Source organism: Flexivirga sp. (assembly GCF_051955415.1).
In the GTDB taxonomy this organism is placed as follows: domain Bacteria; phylum Actinomycetota; class Actinomycetes; order Actinomycetales; family Dermatophilaceae; genus Flexivirga.
On the sequence record NZ_JBQCGS010000100.1, the window covers coordinates 1 to 19,834 of the forward strand.

Annotated in this window: 18 protein-coding genes; 9 read left to right on the forward strand and 9 right to left on the reverse strand. The window is 70.0% G+C overall.

All coding sequences use genetic code 11. From position 1 onward, the window contains the following. Positions 1-112: 112 nt before the first annotated feature. Entirely contained in the window at positions 113-1,420 is a 1,308-nt protein-coding gene (locus tag ACTHL4_RS15960; RefSeq protein WP_440283749.1) for an MFS transporter, read from the reverse strand. A 148-nt stretch (positions 1,421-1,568) separates the two neighbouring features. Between ACTHL4_RS15960 and ACTHL4_RS15965 the strand changes: the two genes are divergently transcribed. Both ACTHL4_RS15965 and ACTHL4_RS15970 read left to right on the forward strand, forming a co-directional pair. Next, positions 1,569-3,005: a protein kinase domain-containing protein gene (locus ACTHL4_RS15965; protein WP_440283750.1), complete on the forward strand. Its 1,437-nt coding sequence runs from the start codon at positions 1,569-1,571 to the stop codon at positions 3,003-3,005. A gap of 24 nt (positions 3,006-3,029) precedes the next feature. Further along, a complete protein-coding gene (locus ACTHL4_RS15970; RefSeq protein ID WP_440283751.1) occupies positions 3,030-3,848 on the forward strand; it encodes a thioesterase family protein in 819 nt (272 codons plus the stop codon). On the opposite strand, the gene ACTHL4_RS15975 is transcribed toward ACTHL4_RS15970, so the two are convergent. After that, positions 3,771-4,865, reverse strand: coding sequence for a phosphatase PAP2 family protein (locus ACTHL4_RS15975; RefSeq protein ID WP_440283752.1), 1,095 nt, complete (start codon positions 4,863-4,865; stop codon positions 3,771-3,773). The genes ACTHL4_RS15970 and ACTHL4_RS15975 overlap by 78 nt on opposite strands. 198 nt (positions 4,866-5,063) lie before the next feature. On the opposite strand from ACTHL4_RS15975, the gene ACTHL4_RS15980 reads away from it, so the two are divergent. Then, on the forward strand, positions 5,064-5,390 hold the full coding sequence (locus tag ACTHL4_RS15980; protein WP_440283753.1) for a DUF4235 domain-containing protein: 327 nt from the start codon (positions 5,064-5,066) through the stop codon (positions 5,388-5,390). A 64-nt stretch (positions 5,391-5,454) separates the two neighbouring features. Further along, positions 5,455-5,832 carry an ankyrin repeat domain-containing protein gene (locus ACTHL4_RS15985; protein WP_440283754.1) on the forward strand — a complete coding sequence of 126 codons (378 nt, stop codon included), beginning with the start codon at positions 5,455-5,457 and terminating at the stop codon, positions 5,830-5,832. Here ACTHL4_RS15985 and ACTHL4_RS15990 read toward each other — a convergent pair. Beyond that, positions 5,829-6,413, reverse strand: a complete 585-nt coding sequence (locus tag ACTHL4_RS15990) for an Lrp/AsnC family transcriptional regulator (protein ID WP_440283755.1) — start codon at positions 6,411-6,413, stop codon at positions 5,829-5,831. The genes ACTHL4_RS15985 and ACTHL4_RS15990 overlap by 4 nt on opposite strands. 78 nt (positions 6,414-6,491) lie before the next feature. Here ACTHL4_RS15990 and ACTHL4_RS15995 point away from each other — a divergent pair, with 78 nt between their 5' ends. The 5 genes from ACTHL4_RS15995 (at position 6,492) to ACTHL4_RS16015 (ending at position 11,356) form a co-directional block, all read left to right on the forward strand. Beyond that, positions 6,492-7,604: a thiamine pyrophosphate-dependent dehydrogenase E1 component subunit alpha gene (locus ACTHL4_RS15995; protein WP_440283756.1), complete on the forward strand. Its 1,113-nt coding sequence runs from the start codon at positions 6,492-6,494 to the stop codon at positions 7,602-7,604. Next, positions 7,604-8,617 carry an alpha-ketoacid dehydrogenase subunit beta gene (locus ACTHL4_RS16000; protein WP_440283757.1) on the forward strand — a complete coding sequence of 338 codons (1,014 nt, stop codon included), beginning with the start codon at positions 7,604-7,606 and terminating at the stop codon, positions 8,615-8,617. The genes ACTHL4_RS15995 and ACTHL4_RS16000 overlap by 1 nt, the downstream gene beginning before the upstream one ends. After that, the gene (locus tag ACTHL4_RS16005) at positions 8,610-9,950 is read left to right on the forward strand and encodes a dihydrolipoamide acetyltransferase family protein (protein ID WP_440283758.1); all 1,341 of its coding nucleotides are present in this window, start codon (positions 8,610-8,612) and stop codon (positions 9,948-9,950) included. Before ACTHL4_RS16000 ends, ACTHL4_RS16005 begins: the two co-directional genes overlap by 8 nt. A 123-nt stretch (positions 9,951-10,073) precedes the next feature. Continuing rightward, a complete protein-coding gene (locus tag ACTHL4_RS16010; RefSeq protein WP_440283759.1) occupies positions 10,074-10,382 on the forward strand; it encodes a DUF4333 domain-containing protein in 309 nt (102 codons plus the stop codon). Then, positions 10,379-11,356 carry a magnesium transporter CorA family protein gene (locus tag ACTHL4_RS16015; RefSeq protein WP_440283760.1) on the forward strand — a complete coding sequence of 326 codons (978 nt, stop codon included), beginning with the start codon at positions 10,379-10,381 and terminating at the stop codon, positions 11,354-11,356. The genes ACTHL4_RS16010 and ACTHL4_RS16015 overlap by 4 nt, the downstream gene beginning before the upstream one ends. 7 nt (positions 11,357-11,363) lie before the next feature. Here the strand turns inward: ACTHL4_RS16015 and hutI are convergent, their stop codons facing one another. The 6 genes from hutI to hutH form a co-directional block, all read right to left on the reverse strand. Further along, positions 11,364-12,557 (reverse strand): imidazolonepropionase, encoded by a 1,194-nt coding sequence (hutI, locus tag ACTHL4_RS16020; RefSeq protein ID WP_440283761.1) that lies wholly within the window; start codon positions 12,555-12,557, stop codon positions 11,364-11,366. Beyond that, complete coding sequence (locus tag ACTHL4_RS16025; protein ID WP_440283762.1) at positions 12,554-13,885, reverse strand: formimidoylglutamate deiminase; 1,332 nt, start codon at positions 13,883-13,885, stop codon at positions 12,554-12,556. Before ACTHL4_RS16025 ends, hutI begins: the two co-directional genes overlap by 4 nt. Then, positions 13,882-15,063, reverse strand: a complete 1,182-nt coding sequence (locus ACTHL4_RS16030) for an allantoate amidohydrolase (RefSeq protein WP_440283766.1) — start codon at positions 15,061-15,063, stop codon at positions 13,882-13,884. Before ACTHL4_RS16030 ends, ACTHL4_RS16025 begins: the two co-directional genes overlap by 4 nt. 68 nt (positions 15,064-15,131) lie before the next feature. Continuing rightward, complete coding sequence (locus ACTHL4_RS16035; protein ID WP_440283763.1) at positions 15,132-16,556, reverse strand: purine-cytosine permease family protein; 1,425 nt, start codon at positions 16,554-16,556, stop codon at positions 15,132-15,134. Between the two features lie 5 nt (positions 16,557-16,561). Then, complete coding sequence (hutU, locus tag ACTHL4_RS16040; protein ID WP_440283764.1) at positions 16,562-18,217, reverse strand: urocanate hydratase; 1,656 nt, start codon at positions 18,215-18,217, stop codon at positions 16,562-16,564. Positions 18,218-18,383: 166 nt separating this feature from the next. After that, positions 18,384-19,834 (reverse strand): histidine ammonia-lyase (gene hutH, locus ACTHL4_RS16045; RefSeq protein WP_440283765.1); only part of this gene is annotated, 1,451 nt, incomplete at its 5' end.

Here is a 19,834-nt window from a genome sequence, read left to right on the forward strand (position 1 = left end):
CCCTCCCCCCCCGCCTTTCCCACAAACCCCCCGGGTTTGGGGGGGTTTTTGGGGCTCCTGTGGGTGGTTTGGTGTCCGCTCGGTGATGGGGGACGGGGTGTGTCAGGGTAGGTCAGGGCGCGGATGCGCTCGTGGCGGTGCTCATCCCCGCGTCGCGCACCACGCGATAGCGGACGAACACCGGTATGGCGGCCGCCGCCACCAGCACCAACACGACCACCAGCACGCCGCCGCCCGTGGCGGCGACCGATGTGCCCACGACCGCAGCCGCACCGCCGTGCACGACGTCGGCCACCCGTGGACCGCCGGCGACGACCACCGTGAACACGCCCTGCAACCGGCCGCGCACATCGTCGGCGGCCGACTCCTGCAACATGGTGGACCGGAACGCCGCCGACGCCATGTCGGCTGCGCCGCCGACCACCAGGCCGGCGAGCGCGAGCACCAGGAAGACGTCGGCCCGGCCGTCGGCGAGCCCGACCCCGATGCCGAAGACCACCATGGCGGCGCCCCACACCACGATGGCGCCGACCACGGCAACACCCTGCCGCTCCACGCGCGACACCCACCCCGAGAAGATGCCGCCGACCACCGCACCCGCCGGGATGGCCGCGAACAGCAGCGCGAAGGCCAGCCCTCCGTCGGTGGGACCGCCGAAGCTCTCGTGCGCGACCTGCGGGAAGAGGGCACGCGGCATACCGAAGACCATCGCGATGATGTCGACCAGGAACGACATCAGCAGCACCTTGTGCCCGCGCAGATAGACGAATCCGTCGATGACGGAACGCAACCCGGCCTTCGACGTCCCGTCGTGCGTCGGTGGCATCGCCGGGAGGGTGATGACCGCCCACAGCGTCACGAACAGACAGATGGTGTCGGTCAGGTAGAGGTACTGGAACCCCAGCACCGGGATCAGCGCACCACCGACCAACGGTCCCGCGATCGCGCCGAACTGCATCACCGTCATATTCAGCGAGTTGCCCGCCGGCAGCTGGTCCAGCGGGATCAGCCGCGGCAGGATCGCCGACCGGGTCGGCTGGTTGACGGCGAAGAACGCCTGCTGCACCGCGAAGAGCGTGAGGATCACCCACACGTTGTCGACCTTGCTGGCCGCCTGCGCCCAGAAGAGCGCGCTGCAGCCGATCAGGCCGACGGTCGAGATCATCAACAGCCGCCGCCGGTCCATCACGTCGGCGAGCGCCCCGCCGTACAGCCCGAAGATGACGAGCGGCACCAGTCCGAAGACACCGGTCAGCCCGACGTATGCCGAACTGTGCGTCTCGGCGTAGATCTGGGCCGGCACCGCGACGACGGTCAGCTGGGCCCCGATGACGGTGATGATGTTGGCGCTCCAGAGCCGCCGGAAGGCGGGCACCTGCAACGGCCTGGTGTCGGCGAACATGCCGCGCAGGCTGCTCACTGTTCTCCTCGCAAGAGCATCGAAGTTTCGCCCCTCAATGTATGCCGGTCCGGCTGCCCGAGGGAACGCGTGCACACCTGCCGGACGTCGTTACGCTGCACACCACAGGCATGGTGGGGTTGGGCAGGGTTAACGGAGGGCTCGAGGGATGCACCGCACCGATGGCACCGAGGTCGGCGGCCGCTACGTGCTGTCCTCGCGCATCGCCGGCGGCGGCATGGGGGAGGTATGGCGCGGCACCGACTCCGTGCTGGCGCGGCGGGTGGCCATCAAGCTGCTGCGCACCAACCTGACCGACGACCCGGAATTCGTCGCGCGCTTCCGCACCGAGGCGCGCAACGCCGCGCAGCTCAGCCACGGCAACATCGCCCAGGTCCACGACTACGGCGAGGACGGCGGCACCGCGTTCCTGGTCATGGAGCTGGTCGACGGAGAACCGTTGTCGGCACTGATCGCCGAGCGCGCACCATTGCCCGAGGTCGATGCGGTGCACCTGCTGGTGCAGGCGGCCAACGCGCTGCACGCTGCACACACCAAGGGCATCGTGCACCGCGACGTGAAGCCGGCGAACATCGTCGTCGACGACGAACTCGTCGCCAAACTGACCGACTTCGGCATCGCGCGAGCGCTCGACGCCTCCTCCATGACACGCGCCGGCGAGGTGATGGGCACCCCGCAGTACCTCGCGCCGGAGGCTGCGTTGGGGCGGGAGGCGACGGCCCAGTCCGATCTCTACTCGCTCGCAGTGGTGGGGTTCCAGTTGCTCACCGGGCACCTGCCGTTCCACGCCGACACCGCGGTCGGGTTCGCCCTGGCGCACGTGCAGCAGCCCGTCCCGTCCTTGCCCGACTCCGTGTCGGAGCCGCTGCGTGACGTCATACACGCGACGCTGGCGAAGGACCCGGACCACCGCCCGCACGGCGCGGTCGAGCTGGCCGAGCGGTTGCAGGCCGCGGTCGGGGCCGCTCCGGCGACGACCCGGCGGGTGACACCGGTCCGCGTCGCGCATCTGCCGGAAGCGTCGGCCACCACACCCGTCCCCCGCACCCTCACCGGGGCAGCGCCGCGCCAGGCGGTCTTCACCCTTTCCCGCGGGCAGAACGCCCCGCTGTCCGGCACCCGGTTGACGCTGCGCGTGGACGCCACCGGTGCCGGCAGTGTCGACCTCATCGCCTGCGAGCTCGGCGCCGACGACCGTGCCCTGGGCGACGAGAGTCTGGTGTTCTTCAACAACCGCACCTCGTCCGACGGCGCCCTCCGGCTGGCCGATTCGGGGCGCATCCACCTGGACGCCTCGGCGCTCGGGCCCGACGTACACGCCGTCGTCCTCGGTATGGCGGTCGACGCACCGGCCGTCCTCGGCGACCTGCCCGGCCTGCGCACCACCTTGTATGCCGAGGGCGGCGACCAGCGCGAGGAGTTCCAGCTGCCGGCGCAGCTGGTCCGGGAGCGCGCCGCCGTGCTGGCCCGCATCTATCGGCGCGGCGACTCCTGGAAGGTGCGCAACGTGTCGGCCGGCTGGGAGTCCGGCCTGCCGGCACTGGTCGACGCACTGGGCCTCTCGGTGCAGTCCGCAGCCGACTGAACCCCTCGCTTACGCTGCTGTCCCGTGACCGACCTGTATGACGCCGCCACCGCCCCGAACTCCTACTACGTCCCCGTCCGGCCGGGCGTCTATCAGCCGACGATCCACGTGCAGGGCGCCTGGCAGGAGACCGAGCAGCACATGGCGCCGATCAGCGGTCTGATCGCTCACGAGCTGGCCATGCACGAGCGACGCGACGACATGCAACTCGGTCGGATCTGCTTCGACATCCTCGGCATGATTCCGTTGCAGGAGAGCACGATCCACGTCGAGACGATCCGTCCCGGCCGCACCATCGAGCTGCTCGAGGCGACGCTGACCATCGGCGGCCGCACCATCATCCGCGCCCGCGCCTGGCGGCTGGCCGTCTCCGACATGTCCGACGTGGCCGGCAACGAGCTGCCCGCAATGCCGCACCCGGAGGATGCCTCGGCCGGTGCGGAGGTCCTCGACGGCAGCGACGAGTGGCCGGGCGGCTACATCCGTTCGCTGCAGCTACGCGCTGTGCCCGGCGGCCGGGAAGGCCGTCGCCAGGTGTGGATCCGCAGCAACTGCAACCTCATCGAAGGTATGCACGCGGCGCCGATCGCGGCATACACGATGCTGGTGGACACGGCCAATGGGATCGCGACGCGGGTGCGGCCGACCGAGCTGATGTTCCCGAACGTCGACCTGACGCTGCACTTCCTGCGTGAACCGGACCCGTCCTTCGTCGGCCTCGACACCAGCGTGAGTTTCGGGCCGAACGGGCTCGGCCTCACTTCGTCAGTGCTGAACGACGTCCACGGGCCGGTCGGTCGTGTCGAGCAGTGCCTGACGGTGCGGCACTTTCCAACTCGCTAACACTCCCGGTCCGCCGAGCCCCCGTGGCAGGTGCAACGGCCGGCGGTGCAACACGCGCCAGGCCGCCAACAGCACCAACGCGTAGAGGACCCCGGCGATCTCGTCGGTGACGTAGTGCTCGCCGGAGTAGACCAGGGTGAACGCCATCAACGCCGGATAGAGCAGCAGCAGCGGCCGCACCCAGCGACGGACGCTGAACCAGAAGAAGCCGACGACCAGGGTCGCCGTCGCCATGTGCAGCGACGGCATCGCGGCGACCGGGTTGGAGCGGTCCTGCGCGTCGCCGAGCACCTCCACGGCGCCGTGGAAGTCCAACCACGCCCAGCCCTGCCCGGAGATGCGCAGCACCGCCGACCCCGGCAGGTAGCCCTGCTGGGACGCCAGCCACGGCGGGCTCATCGGGAAGAGGAAGTAGGTCGCGATGCCGGCCACCGCGAGCGCCACCAGCAGCGCCGCCCAGGCGCGGAAGCGCTCCCGCGACCGGACCCACAGCACTGCGGCGATGATCGGCGAGACCATGAAATGGCTGCAGTAGCAGAGGGTGACGAAGACCGACCACCACGGCGCGTGCTGCACCGCACCCGCGAGGTGCTGCTGGATCCACTGGCTGGGCAGGTGACCGCCGAACAGCCACTCGTCGACACGGATCGGGAAGGTGACGTGCAACGGCATACCGATGCGGTTGTGCGCGCCCTCCTCCGGGAAACCGGCGATCAGCCCGCCGGAGAAGTGCGAGGCCGCCCCGTAGCTGTAGTCGTAGGCGAGCAGGATTCCCTGGAACGGCAACCAGTCCAGCATCATCCGGCCCCAGGTGCGCCACCCCCGTCCGACGCACACGGCGCTCAGTCCGGCGACGAACCACAAGGTGAGCCCGACGCGGTCCATCGGCACCCCACGGGTCGCACAGAAGACGGCGAGCACGGCGGCATACAGGCCAAGGATCCCCCAACGGACCGTGTCCCAGGACACGCGGGCGGAGAACGACGAGGGGGCGTTGTTCTCCCCGGAAACGACCATTGGGCACATAGTAAACAAACATTCCCTGGCGCGACGGCGACTCCGCGCAACCCCGACCGGACAGTCGGTCAGCGAGCGTGTCGCACCCGCCGGGATCGACGTCGTGTCGCCGCAGGGAGCGGATGTGGCAGGCTCGTGGTGGACAATCGCGCGGCGCCGGACGACCGCGCCGGCACACGGAACGGAGAGTGACAGGTCATGGCTGGGATGGCATACAAGGTGCTCGTCAAGGTGTCCGGCATCGCCGCGGGCGTGGCCGCGCGGAAGGTCACCGCGACCACCTGGAAGACCGCCACCGGCGGCAAACCACCGGTGGACAAGCACGACCCCGACTACTCCGCGACACAGGTCGCGGTGTTCGCCATCCTCTCCTCGGCGATCGCCGGCGGATTCCGCGCCTACGCCCAGCGCAAGGCGTCCGACTACTACACCAAGTCCGCGGGCCACCTTCCTCCGCCGGTCCTCAAGGCCCGGGAGAAGGCCGCCACCCAGAAGAAGGCCGAGGCGAAGGCCGAGCACGCCTGACGCCCCCGGCAGCCTCGGCTTTCGCCGGCTGATGCGCACGCCTCCAGTGAGTTAGGGTCGCCTTATGAGCGACGCGAATCCGGAGGCACCCGCACCGTATGCCGCCGCCTGCGCGGACCTCGTGCGCAGCGGCGACACCAAGGCCCTGCTCGCCCGGCTGGACGACGGCATGCCGGTCGATCTGGCCGACCCCAGCGGCAACACACTGCTGATGCTGGCGGCCTACCACGGTCAGCCCGCCGTGGTGTCCGCGCTGCTCGAGCGCGGCGCCGACGTCAACCGGCTCAATCACCGCGGCCAGTCACCGCTGGCCGGAGCGGTGTTCAAGGGTGAGGACACCATCGTCTGGCTGCTGCTGGAGGCCGGCGCCGACGTCGATGCCGGCTCACCGTCCGCCGCCGCCACCGCCGAGATGTTCGGCCGCGGCGACCTCCTGCGCTAGCGCTGGTCGAGTGCGGCCGAGGTACGAGGCCGTGTATCGAGACCGAGCTCGGTCCGTCGCCCCTCACCTCTCCCAGGGGCCCCTGCTCCGCGGATCTCCTCGAACGACAACCAGGTCCGCGTGCCGATGACGCCGGGGATCGCCTGGATCCGCTCCAGCACCAGCGCGCGCAACGCCTGGTTGTCGGGAGCGTGCACCAGCGCCAGCACGTCGAATTCGGAGCCGAGCAGCGAGATCGACTCGATGTAGTCCAGCTCCGCGAGAGCGGCCGACACCGAGCGCCAGGTGTTCTGCTCGATCTGCAGGGCGACGTATGCCGTGGTCTGCAGCCCGACGAGGTGCGGCACCACCCGTGCGGAGAAACCGTCGATCACACCGTCGTCAAGCAGCCGCTGCAGGCGTGCGTAGGTCGCCGCACGGGACAGGTGCAGGCGCTCGGCCAGTGCGCGCACCGACAGCCGCGCATCGCGTTCGAGGGCGCCGACGATCTGCAGATCGACGTCGTCGAGCACCCGGTGCTCCGCCGACCGTCCGGTCGCACCCGCTGACCGGCCGGGTTTGCTGGACGTTTGTTTCGCCATACAGCAAGTATGGCGCCAGCCGTCTCGTGACGAGCGGGCATCACCGGCAATATGCCCGGCACGCGAGACACTGGTGTGATGGAGACCACAGCCGAGACGATGACGGCTGCGCTGTTGCCGTCGCCCAACCCGGTCCAGCTGATCGATCCGACCGGCGCCGAGGTCGAGCAGGCCGGCGCCCGCCGGGACTATCCGATGCCGAGCGCCGGACGGCTGCGCGCCATCTGGCACGCGATGGTCGTCGGGCGTCGCTTCGACGTGCAGGCCACGGCGCTGACCAAGCAGGGTCGGCTCGCGGTCTACCCCAGTTCCCGCGGCCAGGAGGCCTGCCAGGTCGGCGCCACGATGTCGGTCACCGGCGACGACTGGCTCTTCCCGACCTACCGCGAATCGATGGCGCTGGTCACCCGCGGCATCGACCCGGTCGAGGTGCTCTCCTTGCTGCGCGGCGACAGTCACTGCGGCTACGACCCGATCGCGACCAAGACCGCGGCACAGTGCACACCGTTGTCGACGCAACTGATCCACGCCGCGGGCGCGGCATACGGGGAGAAGCGACGCGGCACCGATCACGTCGCGCTCGCCTTCATCGGCGACGGAGCGACCAGCGAGGGCGACTTCCACGAGGCCCTCAACTTCGCCGCGGTCTTCGAGGCGCCGGTGATCTTCTTCGTCCAGAACAACAAGTACGCGATCAGCGTCCCGCTCTCCAAGCAGACCAAGGCACCGTCCTTGGCTTACAAGGGGATCGGGTACGGCGTCCCCGCCGAACAGGTCGACGGCAACGACCCGGCCGCCGTGCTGGCCGTGATGGACGTCGCCCTCGAGCACTGCCGCAGCGGCAAGGGCCCGTTCCTCATCGAGGCGCACACCTACCGGATGGACGCGCACACCAACGCCGACGACGCCACCCGCTACCGCTCCTCGGACGAGGTGACCGCATGGCTGGACCGCGACCCGATTGCCCGCGTCGAGGCCTGGCTGCGCGCGCGCGGCGAGCTCAACGACGACATGGTGGCCGCGACCAACGCCGAGGCGGAGGCCAAGGCCGCGGAGCTGCGCGAACGGATGAACGCCGACCCGTCGGTCGACCCGATCTCCTTGTTCGACAACGTGTTCGCCGGTTCCACACCGCAACTGGACGAAGCCCGCGCGATGGTCGCGGCGGAGATCGAGGCGGAGGCCAACTGATGACAATCACCATGGGCGGTGCCCTCAACACTGCACTGCGCGATGCACTCACCGCCGACGACGACGTCATGGTGTTCGGTGAGGATGTCGGCACGCTCGGCGGCGTCTTCCGGATCACCGACGGACTGGCCCAGGAGTTCGGCGAGGAACGCTGCTTCGACACGCCGCTGGCCGAGGCCGGCATCGTCGGCTTCGCGATCGGCATGTGTCTCACCGGTTTTCGTCCGGTGGTCGAGATGCAGTTCGACGCGTTCGCCTACCCCGCGTTCGAGCAGATCACCTCGCACGTGGCCAAGATGCGCAACCGCACCTCGGGTGCGGTCGGGCTGCCGATGGTCATCCGCGTGCCGTATGCCGGCGGCATCGGCGGTGTCGAGCACCACTGCGACTCCAGCGAGGGCTACTACGCGCACACACCGGGCCTGAAGGTCGTCACGCCGTCCGACGCGGCGGACGCCTACAGCCTGCTGCGCGAAGCGATCGATGATCCGGACCCGGTGATCTTCATGGAGCCCAAGGCGCTCTACTGGTCCAAGCAGGACATCGAACTTCCGTGCAAACGGCCGGCTTTCGGCAAGGCGAAGGTGCGCCGCGACGGCGACGACGTCACGATCGTCACCTACGGCCCGTCCGTGCCGACGGCGCTCAAGGCCGCCGAAGCCGCCGCCGAGGAGGGCTGGAGTGTCGAGGTGATCGACCTGCGCACCATCGTGCCCTTCGACGACGAGACCGTCGTGCAGTCGGTGCGGCGTACCGGACGTTGCGTGGTGGTCGCCGAGGCACAGGGTTTCGCCGGCGTCTCCGGCGAGGTCGCCGCCCGGGTCACCGAGCGGTGCTTCCACTCGCTGCACGCGCCGGTCGCCCGGGTCAGCGGGCTGCCCACGCCATACCCGGCGCCGATGCTGGAGAAGACCTATCTGCCCGGCGTGGAACGCATCCTGGACGCCATCTCCCGGCTGCAGTGGGACGACCAGCCCGACCTCACCTACGCAGGGGTGGGCGCGCATGGCTGAGCAGACCTTCAACCTGCCCGACCTGGGCGAGGGCCTGACCGAGGCCGACCTGGTGGAGTGGCTCGTCGCCGACGGTGACGAAGTGACCATCGACCAGCACGTCGTGGTCGTCGAGACCGCCAAGGCGACCGTCGAGGTGCCCTGCCCGTATGCCGGCCGGGTGCACACCCGGCACGGCGCCGAGGGCGAGACGATCGCCGTCGGATCCGCATTGCTGACAGTCACGTCGGACGCTGCGACCGGGGCTGCCCCGGCGCCGAGCGGCGATCACGACAACGGGGCCGACGGCTCCGGCGCGGTGCTGGTCGGCTACGGCACCACCGACACCGGGGCCTCCGGTTCGTCCGGCCGGCGCGCCGCTCGACTCCGCAGACGATCCGCGCGCGACTCGTCGACACTGACGGCGTCCGGCACGAGTGACGGCGTCATACCGCCGTCAGCCGTGCAACAGACCGTCAGTCTGGTCGCGCCGAAGGTCATCTCACCGATCGTGCGCAAGCTCGCCGCCGAGTACGGCCTGGACCTGCGCTCGATCACCCCCGGCCCGGACGGCGTCATCCGGCGCACCGACGTCGAGGCGGCAGTTGATGCCGATCGAGTGCCAGGTCTCGATACACCCTCCTCCGCTGCGCTCCCCCGGGCACTCGACCGGCGCGACGAACGTGTTCCGCTGACCGGCCTCCGCCGCGCCGTCGCCGACAAACTGACCACGTCGCGCCGCGAGATCCCCGATGCCACCACGTGGGTGGACGCCGACGCCACCGGACTGGTCGAGGCACGCCGGGCCATCGGCCTGGAGCGAGGCGGACTGCTCGCGCTGCTCGGCCGGATCTGCGTCGCGGGCCTGCGCCGGCATCCGGAGCTGAACTCCTCGGTCGACACCGACCGGCAGGAGATCGTGCGGCACGGCGCCATACACCTGGGCTTCGCGGCCGACTCGCCGCGCGGCCTGGTCGTCCCGGTCGTGCACGACGCCGACCGGATGACCACCCGGCAGCTGGCCGAGCGGATGGTGCAACTGGTCGACGCGGCCCGCGCCGGCACCCTCGCGCCGGCCGACCTCACCGGCGGCACGTTCACGTTGAACAACTACGGCGTCTTCGGGGTCGACGGCAGCACGCCGATCATCAACCACCCGGAAGCCGCCATGCTCGGGGTCGGGCGGATCATCGACCGGCCCTGGGTGGTCGACGGGCAACTCGCGGTCCGCAAGGTCACCCAGCTGGGCCTGACCTTCGACCACCGGGTCTGTGACGGCGGCGTGGCCGGCGGCTTCCTGCGCTTCGTGGCCGACGCGGTGGAGCGGCCGCTGCAGCTGCTCGGCGACGTATGACGCCGGCACGACACCGGCACGACAGCCGTATGACGCGTGTATGGCGCCGGGCCGGCGGGATGCCCCGGCCGGGACGCACCACGTAAGCTCGGAGCCGTGATGCGCATGACAGCTGGAGGCTCCATGAAGAACTCTGTCCGCCGTGGTGCGGCTGGTCTCGCGGCAGGCGTCGCAGTCGTCGGGCTGCTCGCCGGATGTGGCGACAGGGTGGTCAAGAAGAGCGATCTGGAGTCGCAGATCAAGGAGAAGGTCAGCGCGGCTGCCACCGGCTCCAAGGTAGGCGACGTCACGTGCGACGACAACCTCAAGGCCACGGTGAAGGCCTCTGTCGAGTGCACGGTCGACCTCGACGGCAAGAAGCAGAAGGTGACCGCGGTCGTCGACAAGGTCGACGGCGACAAGGTGAGCTACAGCATCAAGCACGGCGGATGACCTGCGAGCGTCGGAGCCGCGTATGGCGCTCCGGCCGGATCGACACCAGCAACATCACGCTGCACGACGTCCCGCGGCTGCTCACCGAGGACGACACCCTGACCTGGATCGACCTGCTGGACCCGCAGCAGGACGACCTGCGCGAGCTCGCCGACGCCATCGGCATCGACGAACACACGGTGGAGGACGCGCTCACCCAGCACGAGCGGCCCAAGGCGGTCCGCTTCCACTCCTACTTCTTCATCACCTGCTTCACCGTCACCGACGCCGCGCAGGATAGTGACCTGCACCGGATGTCGATCATCGTGCTGCCCCGTGCGGTCGTCACCGTGCGGCTGGGCGGCAACTTCCCGGTCGACGACGTCGAGGACGCCTTCAACGACGAGCCGGCGCTGACGCGCTGGGGTGCCAGGGCCCTGCTGCACACGATCCTGGACACCGTCGTCGACGGCTACTTCGATGCCACGACGCGCATCGACGACCGGGTCGACGCCCTGGAGAGCCGATTGTTCGCCGAGCGCCACGCCGGACCGACGATCGCCCGTGAGGCGTTCGACCTGCACAAGCGCATCAGCCGGATGCGCCGGGTGGCGCTGCCGATGCGCGAGGTCGTCACCACCCTGCTGCGGCGGGTGACCACCGAGGACGACCAGCACGAGCTACTGCCGTACTACCAGGACCTCTACGACCACACCATGCGGGCCGCGGAATGGTCGGAGTCGTTGCGGGACACCGTCGAGTCGGTGCAGGACACCAACCTCGCGCTCGGCGACGCCGCGCTCAACAACATCATGAAGAAGCTGACCTCGTGGGCGGCGATCATCGCGGTGCCGACGCTGATCACCGGGTGGTACGGCCAGAACGTCCCCAACCCCGGGTTCAGCACGGACTGGGGCTTCTGGCTGAGCACCGCGCTGATCGTCGGCCTGTCGGTCACGCTGTATGTCGCCTTCAAGCGACGCAACTGGCTGTGAGCCGGCCTCAGCCCGTCACCGGCTCCCGGAGCCAGGAGTGTGCGATCGGCACACCCGGGCGGTAGGGCAGGTGCAGGTAGGACGGCGCGTCCAGCACCGTCAGGTCCGCCCGGGCACCCTCCCGTATGACGCCGATGTCGTGACGGCGCAACGACTTCGCCGCACCGCGGGTTGCGGCGTGCAGCGCCTCGGCGGGCGTCATACCCATGTCGCGGACGGCGACGGCGATGGCGAAGGGGATGGAGCTGGAGTAGCAGGTGCCGGGGTTGCAGTCGCTGGCCAGTGCCACCTGGACGCCGGCGTCGAGCAGGCGGCGTGCATCGGGGTATGGCGACCTGGTCGAGAACTCCACCCCGGGCAACAGGGTTGCCACCGTTGAGGATCCAGCCAGAGTCTCGACGTCCGCGTCGGACAGGTAAGTGCAGTGGTCGACACTGGCGGCGCCCACTTGCACGGCCAGTTGCACGCCGGGTCCGTGCCCCAGCTGGTTGCCGTGCACCCGGGCCTGCAGACCAGCGGCGAGCCCGGCCCGCAGGACCCGCTCGGACTCCTCAGCGGTGAACGCGTAGGCGCTGTGCGGCTCACAGAAGACGTCGATCCAGCGAGCGTGCGGCGCACACGCGGCGAGCATCTCGCCGCAGACCAGGTCGACGTAATCGGCCCGCGCGGAGTCGCTGCCGCGGAACTCCGGCGGCACCACGTGCGCGCCCAAAAACGTCGTCTCCTCGGTGAATTCGCCCGCGATCCGCAGCGCCCGCGCCTCGTTGGCGACGTCGAGCCCGTAGCCGCTCTTGATCTCCACCACCCCGGTGCCCTGTGCGCGCATCTCGGCGACACGAGCGGCCACCAGGCGGCGCAACTGGTCGTCGTCGGCGGCGCGGGTCGCCGCCATCGACACGGCGATGCCGCCGCCGTCGTACGGCTCACCGGTCATCCGGGCCGCGAACTCCGCCGACCGGTCGCCGGCGAAGACCAGGTGGCTGTGGCTGTCGACGAACGACGGTATGACCGCAGCACCGTCGAGGTCCTGGCGTGCGTCGGTGTCCGGGACTGCGGACTCCGCGCCGGCCCAGACGATCCGGTCGCCCTCGACGACGACGGCGGCGCGGTCGATGAGGCCGAGCGGCGACCCGTCACCGTCCTCGTGGGTCGGGTCGTTGGTGACCAGTTGCCCGATCCCGACGAGTGCGTATGACGTCATGTCTGCTTCTCCCACAGCTGATCGATTGCCCGGGTCAACAGATTGCCGACGTCGCCGAGCCGGTGCCGGCGGTCCGTGACCACCCGCTCGCCGTCCCGGATCACGTCGGTGACGTCCGCCGCAGTCGCGGCGGTGAGCACGAACTGCGCCGGCACACCTGCGGTTCGCGGGGAGCCGAGGTCCACGGCCACCAGATCCGCCTTGGCGCCGACCTGCAGCCGGCCGGCGTCCGACCAGCCGATGGTGTCGTGTGCGGTCGCGGCACGCAACAGCTCGTCCTGGGCGATGCGGCCGCGGTGCAGGGTGCGCAGCCGCTCGTGCGACTCCAGGCCGCGAACTTCCTCGAACGGGTCGATCACCGCATGCTGGTCCGAGCCGAGACTGAGGCGCGCACCGGCGTCCAGCAGTTCGCGGGCCGGGCCGATGCCGTCCGCCAGGTCGCGCTCGGTCGTCGGGCAGAAGGCGGCCGTCGCCTGCGCGCGCCCGAGGGTGTCGACGTCGGCGCCGGTGAGGTGGGTCGCGTGCACGGCGCTGAAGTCCCGGTCGAGCAGGCCGGCGTCCGCGAGCAGTCGGACCGGGGTGCGGCCGTAGAACGCCTGGCACGCGTCGTTCTCCGCGGGCTGTTCGGACACGTGCGCGTGGATCGCCGGCACCTGTAGCCCCGCCCGGGCGTAGTGGGCCAGCGCGGCCAGGTCCGCCTCCGGCACGGCCCGCACCGAGTGCACTGCGGCGCCGATGCGCGTCGTCCCGTCGCCCCACATCTGCGACACCCGCTCGGCCCAGCGTGAGACGTCCCCGTCACCGAACCGGAGCTGCTCGGCACCGAGCGGCTGGTGCCCCTGGGCGGTCAATCCGCCTGCCAGATAACAGGTGTCGAGCAGCGTGAGCCGGACGCCGGCATCGCGGGCGGCCTGCTGGAGCGCCTCACCCATCGCGTTGGGGTTGTCGTACGGCGTGCCGTCGGGAGTGTGGTGCACATAGTGGAATTCGCCGACGCTGGTCACACCGGCCAGTGCCAGCTCGGCGTAGGTCGCTCGGGCCAGCGCGAGATAGTTGTCCGGGTCGAGCCGGCGCGCGGCGCCATACATGACCTCCCGCCAGGTCCAGAACGTGCCGCCGCCGGTGTGCGTGCGGCCGCGCAGGGCTCGGTGGAACGCGTGACTGTGGGTGTTGGCGAAGCCGGGCAGCACGACGCCGGGCAGCCGCTGCGCATCGCCCTGCGGCTGGCCGACGTCGATCGCGTCGAAGACATCGCCTTCGATTCGGAACCGCACATTCCGCGCCAAGCCGTCTGGCAGCAGCGCGTATTCGGCCCAGAACTCGCTCATGACGCCAGCTCCTGGACCACCTTCGTCAGTGCCTCGACGCCGCGCAGGCAGTCGTCGCGCTCGGCGAACTCCGCCGGCGAGTGCGACACGCCGGTCGGGTTGCGCACGAACAGCATCGAGGTGGAGACGCCCGCGGTCGCGAGCACACCGGCGTCGTGGCCCGCCCCGGTGCCGAGCATCGGCGTGTGCGCGCCGAGGATCTCGCGCAGCCGGCCGGACAGGTCGTCGTCGAAGCGGGTCGTGTCGGTCCACGACTCCTCCGACAGCGTCCCGCCGCACCGGGCGGCGGCCGCCGCGACGGCGGAAACCGTTGCCCGCACGGCGTTCTGGTCCGCTCCGCGGGCATCGAGCCACAGGCGCACATGGGAGGGTATGGCGTTCACGCCACCCGGCTCGACCTCGATCTTGCCGGTGGTGGCCACACAGCCGTTACTCGCCGCCGCCGAGCGTGCGGCGAGCACCACCTCCGCGGCGGACAGCATCGCGTCCTGCCGGTCCGGCAACGCCGTCGTACCGGCATGGTCGGCGGTGCCGGGCAGATCGATCCGCCAGCGGCCGTGCGGCCAGATGTCGGTGCCCACGGCGACCGCCGACGTGGCCTGGTCCAGGTCCGCCAGCGCGCGGCCCTGTTCCACGTGCAACTCGACGAACTGGCCGACGCGGCGCAACGTCTCGGGGTCGGCACCGATCGTGTCGGGGTCGCGGCCGGCACGACGCAGCGCCTCGGCCATGGTGACACCGTCGGCGTTGGTCAGGCCCAGGACACGTTCGGCGGTCATCGCGCCGGTGATCACCCGGGAACCGGCGCAGGCCACGCCGAACCGAGCACCTTCCTCGTCACCGAAGTTGACCACGGCGACCGGTCGGGCGGGAACGAAACCGTTGTCTCGCAACGCGTCCACCACGGCAAGGCCGGAGACCACGCCGAGCGGCCCGTCATACGCGCCACCGTCGGGCACCGAGTCCAGGTGCGAGCCGACGACCACGCCGGGCCCGTCACGATCCGGGTCTCCCCACCACGCCCACTGGTTGCCCATGCGGTCCTCGACCATGTCCAGGCCCCGCGCCGCACACTCGCCGGCGAACCACTCGCGCAGCGTGTGGTCCTCCGCGGTCCAGGCGAAGCGGCGGTAGCCACCGGAGGATGCTCGACCGATCGGGTCGAGGTCGGCCCACATCCGATCGAACCCCAAGCTGGTCGAGTAGGGCGAGCCGCTAGGCGAGCCCGTATCGAGACCCTTGTCATTCATACGAGCTCCTCTTGTCTGTCCTCCAGGTCGTCCGGCAGGATCGTCCGCTCCGGGGACCGCTTGGTCGCGCGTGCCCACGGGTAGTAGACCAGTGCGGTCACCACCAGGCCGACGATCCACGAAACATCCGCGCCATCAAGGGATTTCGCGATCGTCCCGGTGTAGAGGCTCTGCGACAGGAACGGGATCTGCACGACGACACCGATCACATAGGTCACCAGGCCGCAGACGTTGTAGCGGCCGTAGCGGCCGTTCTCGTCATACAGGCCCGGCACGTCGACCTGCTCCTTGGAGACCAGGTAGTAGTCGACCAGGTTGATCGCGCTCCACGGGATGAAGACGGTCAGCAGCAACAACACGAAATTCTTGAAGTTGTCCAGGAAGTCGGCGGATCCCACCCATGCGATGAGCACCGAGACGATGAGGAAGCCGAAGACGAACGCGATCCGGACCAACGGCGGCACCTGCTTGCGACGGGTGAACCCGGTGGTCGTGGTGAGTAGGGTCATCGCGCCGCCATACGCGTTGAGGGTGTTGACCGTCAGCTTCCCGACCACGATCACGACGTAGATCACGAACGCGATGAGACCGCCACCGGCCAACTCGCCGACGTAGCCGACCTGGTTGTCCAGGAAGGTCGACTTCGGGACCGATGCGATCAGCGCACCGAGCGACATCGACCACATGGACCCGATCACGCTGCCGCCCAACGTCGCCCAGAAGGTGCTGGCGATCGTGGTGGTGCGCGGCAGGTAGCGCGAGTAGTCCGCGACATAGGGCCCGAACGTCAGCTGCCAGCCGGCGCCCAGCGCGATCGCCAGCAGGAAGGGCGCGCCGTCGAAGTGGGTGTTGCCCAGCAGCGTGTGGGCGCTGTTCTCGTGGAAGACGCGGAACGTCAGCCAGGCGAAGCCCAGGATGCCCAGCACGGTCGCGATGCGGCCGAGGGTGTGGATCCACCGGTAGCCGAACGCCGCCACCACGAACGTCAGGAGGCCGAACACGATGATCCCGACCGCCTTGGCGTCCACGTGCAGGATCTTGTTGATCGCCTGCCCGGACAGCACCGTGCCCGTGGCCGCGAAGCCGAGATACATGATCACGACGAGGACCAGCGGCAGCGCCGCGCCGAGCACGCCGAACTGCGCACGGCTGCTGATCATCTGCGGCAGCCCGAGGTGTGGGCCCTGCGCGGAGTGCAGCGCCATCACCGCACCGCCGAGCAGGTTGCCGATCAGCAGACCGATGATGGCCCACAGCGCATCGGCGCCGAAGACGACCGCCAGAGCACCGTCCACGACCGCAGTGATCTGCATGTTCGCGCCGAACCACAACGTGAACTGGTTACGGGGCGAACCGTGCCGTTCGCCCGCCGGCACGACCTCGATGCTGCGCTTCTCCCACTTCGCACCGCCGACCGCCATCGGACTCAGTCCTCCCGCATCGGGACGCGCACACCACGCTCCGCGGCGACGTCCTCCGCGCGCTCGTAGCCGGCATCGACGTGCCGGATGACACCCATGCCGGGGTCGTTGGTCAGCACCCGGGCCAGTTTCTGGGCCGCGAGCGGGGTGCCGTCGGCCAGGGAGACCTGACCCGCGTGGATGGAGCGGCCGATGCCGACACCGCCGCCGTGGTGGATCGACACCCAGCTCGCGCCCGAGCTGGTGTTGACCAGCGCGTTGAGCAGCGGCCAGTCGGCGATCGCGTCGGATCCGTCTGCCATCGCCTCGGTTTCGCGGTATGGCGAGGCGACTGAGCCGCAGTCCAGGTGGTCGCGGCCGATGACGATGGGCGCGCTGACCTCGCCGCGGGCGACCAGGTCGTTGAAGGCGAGTCCGGCCTTGTCACGCTCGCCATACCCCAGCCAGCAGATGCGCGCCGGCAGGCCCTGGAAGGCGATCTTCTCCTTCGCGCCGCGCATCCACTTCTGCAGCCGGTCGTTGTCGGGGAAGAGGTCCATCACGGCCTTGTCGGTCGCGTAGATGTCCTTCGGGTCGCCGGACAGGGCAGCCCAGCGGAACGGGCCCTTGCCCTCGCAGAACAGCGGGCGGATGTATGCCGGCACGAAGCCCGGGAACTCGAACGCCCGGTCGTAGCCGCCGAGGCGGGCCTCGTCGCGGATCGAGTTGCCGTAGTCGAAGACCTCGGCGCCGCCGTCCTGGAACTCCACCATCGCCTGCACGTGCTTGGCCATCGAGGCGCGAGCCCGGTCGGTGAACTCCTCGGGCTTCTTGGCCGCGTAGTCGTGCCAGTCGTCCGGCGAGATGCCTTCGGGCAGATAGGACTGTGGGTCGTGGGCGCTGGTCTGGTCGGTGACGATGTCGATCGGCACACCGCGGCGCAGCAGCTCGGGGTAGATCTCGGCGGCGTTGCCGACGACGCCGACCGACCAGGCGCGACGCTCGTTCTTGGCCGAGACGGCCTTCTCGATGGCGTCGTCCAGGTTGTCGGCGACCTCGTCGAGGTAGCGGTGCTCGACCCGGCGACGCAGCCGGGACTCGTCGACGTCGACGATCAGGCAGGCGCCGTGGTTGAGCGTGACCGCCAGCGGCTGTGCGCCACCCATGCCACCGCAACCGCCGGTCAGCGTGAGCGTGCCGGCGAGGGTGCCGCCGAAGCGCTTCTCAGCGACCGCGGCGAAGGTCTCGTAGGTGCCCTGCACGATGCCCTGGGTGCCGATGTAGATCCAGGAACCGGCGGTCATCTGGCCGTACATCGTCAGGCCGAGCTGTTCCAGCCGGCGGAATTCCGGCCAGTTCGCCCAGTCCGGCACGAGATTCGAGTTCGCGATGAGCACCCGTGGCGCCCACTCGTGGGTCTGCATGACGCCCACCGGGCGGCCGGACTGGACGAGCATCGTCTCGTCGGCCTTCAGCTTCTCCAGGGTGCGCACCATCGCATCGAAGGAGCGCCAGTCGCGCGCGGCGCGGCCGGTGCCGCCATACACGACCAGGTCGTCGGGGTGCTCCGCCACCTCGGGGTCGAGGTTGTTCATCAGCATCCGCATCGGTGCCTCGGTCGCCCAGGACTGGGCGGTGAGGCTGGTCCCGCGGGGGGCGCGTACGGGTCGTGCACCTTCCATGATCGTCAGATCCTTTCGTTCTCAGTCAATTCCGAATAGCGCCGGTCGAGAGGGCGAGGCGCCAGCCGGCCCACCCACGCCGGTCGAGTAGGGCGAGGCGCCAGCCGACCCACCCACGCCGGTCGAGTAGGGCGAGGCGCCAGCCGAGCCCGTATCGAGACCAGCGTCAGGCCAACGGCCCGGTGATGCCCTCCGCCGCGGCCAGCGCGTCGCCCGTGGCGACGAACTCGACGGCCTGCTCGATCTCAGGCGCGAGGTAGCGGTCCGGTCCGGGGACGCCGATCCCCGGCAGCGCGGCGATGACCGCAGCCGTCGCCGGCCCGGGGCGCAGTGGCTCGCGCAACCGGATGCCGCGCGCAGCGGTGAGCAGCTCGATGGCCAGCACCCGGCGCAGCCCGTCGACCGCACGACGCAGCTTGCGTGCCGCGGACCAACCCATCGACACGTGGTCCTCCTGCATCGCGCTCGACGGGATCGAGTCGACCGACGCCGGGTTCGCCAGCCGCTTCAGCTCGGACACGATGGCCGCCTGGGTGTACTGGGCGATCATGTGACCGGAGTCGACGCCCGGGTCGTCGGCCAGGAACGGCGGCAACCCGTTGTTGCGCGCCACGTCGAGGAATCGGTCGGTGCGTCGTTCACTGATGCTGGCCAGGTCGGCCGTCACGATCGCCAGGAAGTCGAGCACGTAGGCGATCGGTGCGCCGTGGAAGTTGCCGTTCGACTCGACCCGGCCGTCCTTGGTCACCACCGGGTTGTCGACGGCGGCGGCGAGCTCGGCGCCCGCCACACTCGTCGCGTGGGTGATCGTGTCCCGCGCACCGCCGGCCACCTGCGGCGAGCAGCGCAGCGAGTAGGCGTCCTGCACGCGGGTGCACGCGGCCGGGTCGCGATGACTCTCACGGATCTCGCTGTCCTTCAACAGGACTCGCAGGTTGGCGGCACTGTCTCCCTGGCCGCGCTGCGGACGCAGTTCGTGCAGGTCGGCAGCGAAGACGTCGTCGGTCCCGAGCAGCCCCTCGATCGACATCGCGGCCGTGATGTCGGCGACCTTGGTCAGTTCGGTCAGGTCGGTGATCGCCAGGCACAGCATGCCGAGCATGCCGTCGGTGCCGTTGATCAGCGCGAGACCTTCTTTCTCCCGCAGCTCGACAGGGTTCAGACCGGCGGCGGGGAGGGGGTCGGCCGCGGCCTGCGGCCGGCCGGCGGCGGCCCGGACCTCGCCCTCGCCCATCAACGCCAGTGCACAATGGGCCAGCGGAGCCAGGTCGCCGGAGCAGCCGAGCGAGCCGTATTCGCGGACGCACGGCGTGATGCCGGCGTTGAGCATCCCGACGTACGTCTGCAACACCTCGGGGCGCACTCCGGTGCGACCGGTGGCGAGGGTGCTGGCACGCAGCAGCATGAGTGCGCGCACGACCTCGCGCTCCACCTCGGGGCCCGAGCCGGCCGCATGCGAGCGCACCAGCGAGCGCTGCAACTGGGCGCGCGAACGGGCCGGGATGTGCTTGGTGGCGAGCGCACCGAAACCGGTGGAGACGCCGTAGTGCGGGATCGGGTCGTCGGCGAGGGCCTCGACGACGGAGCGGCTGCGCGCGATCTCGGCCTGCGCCTCCT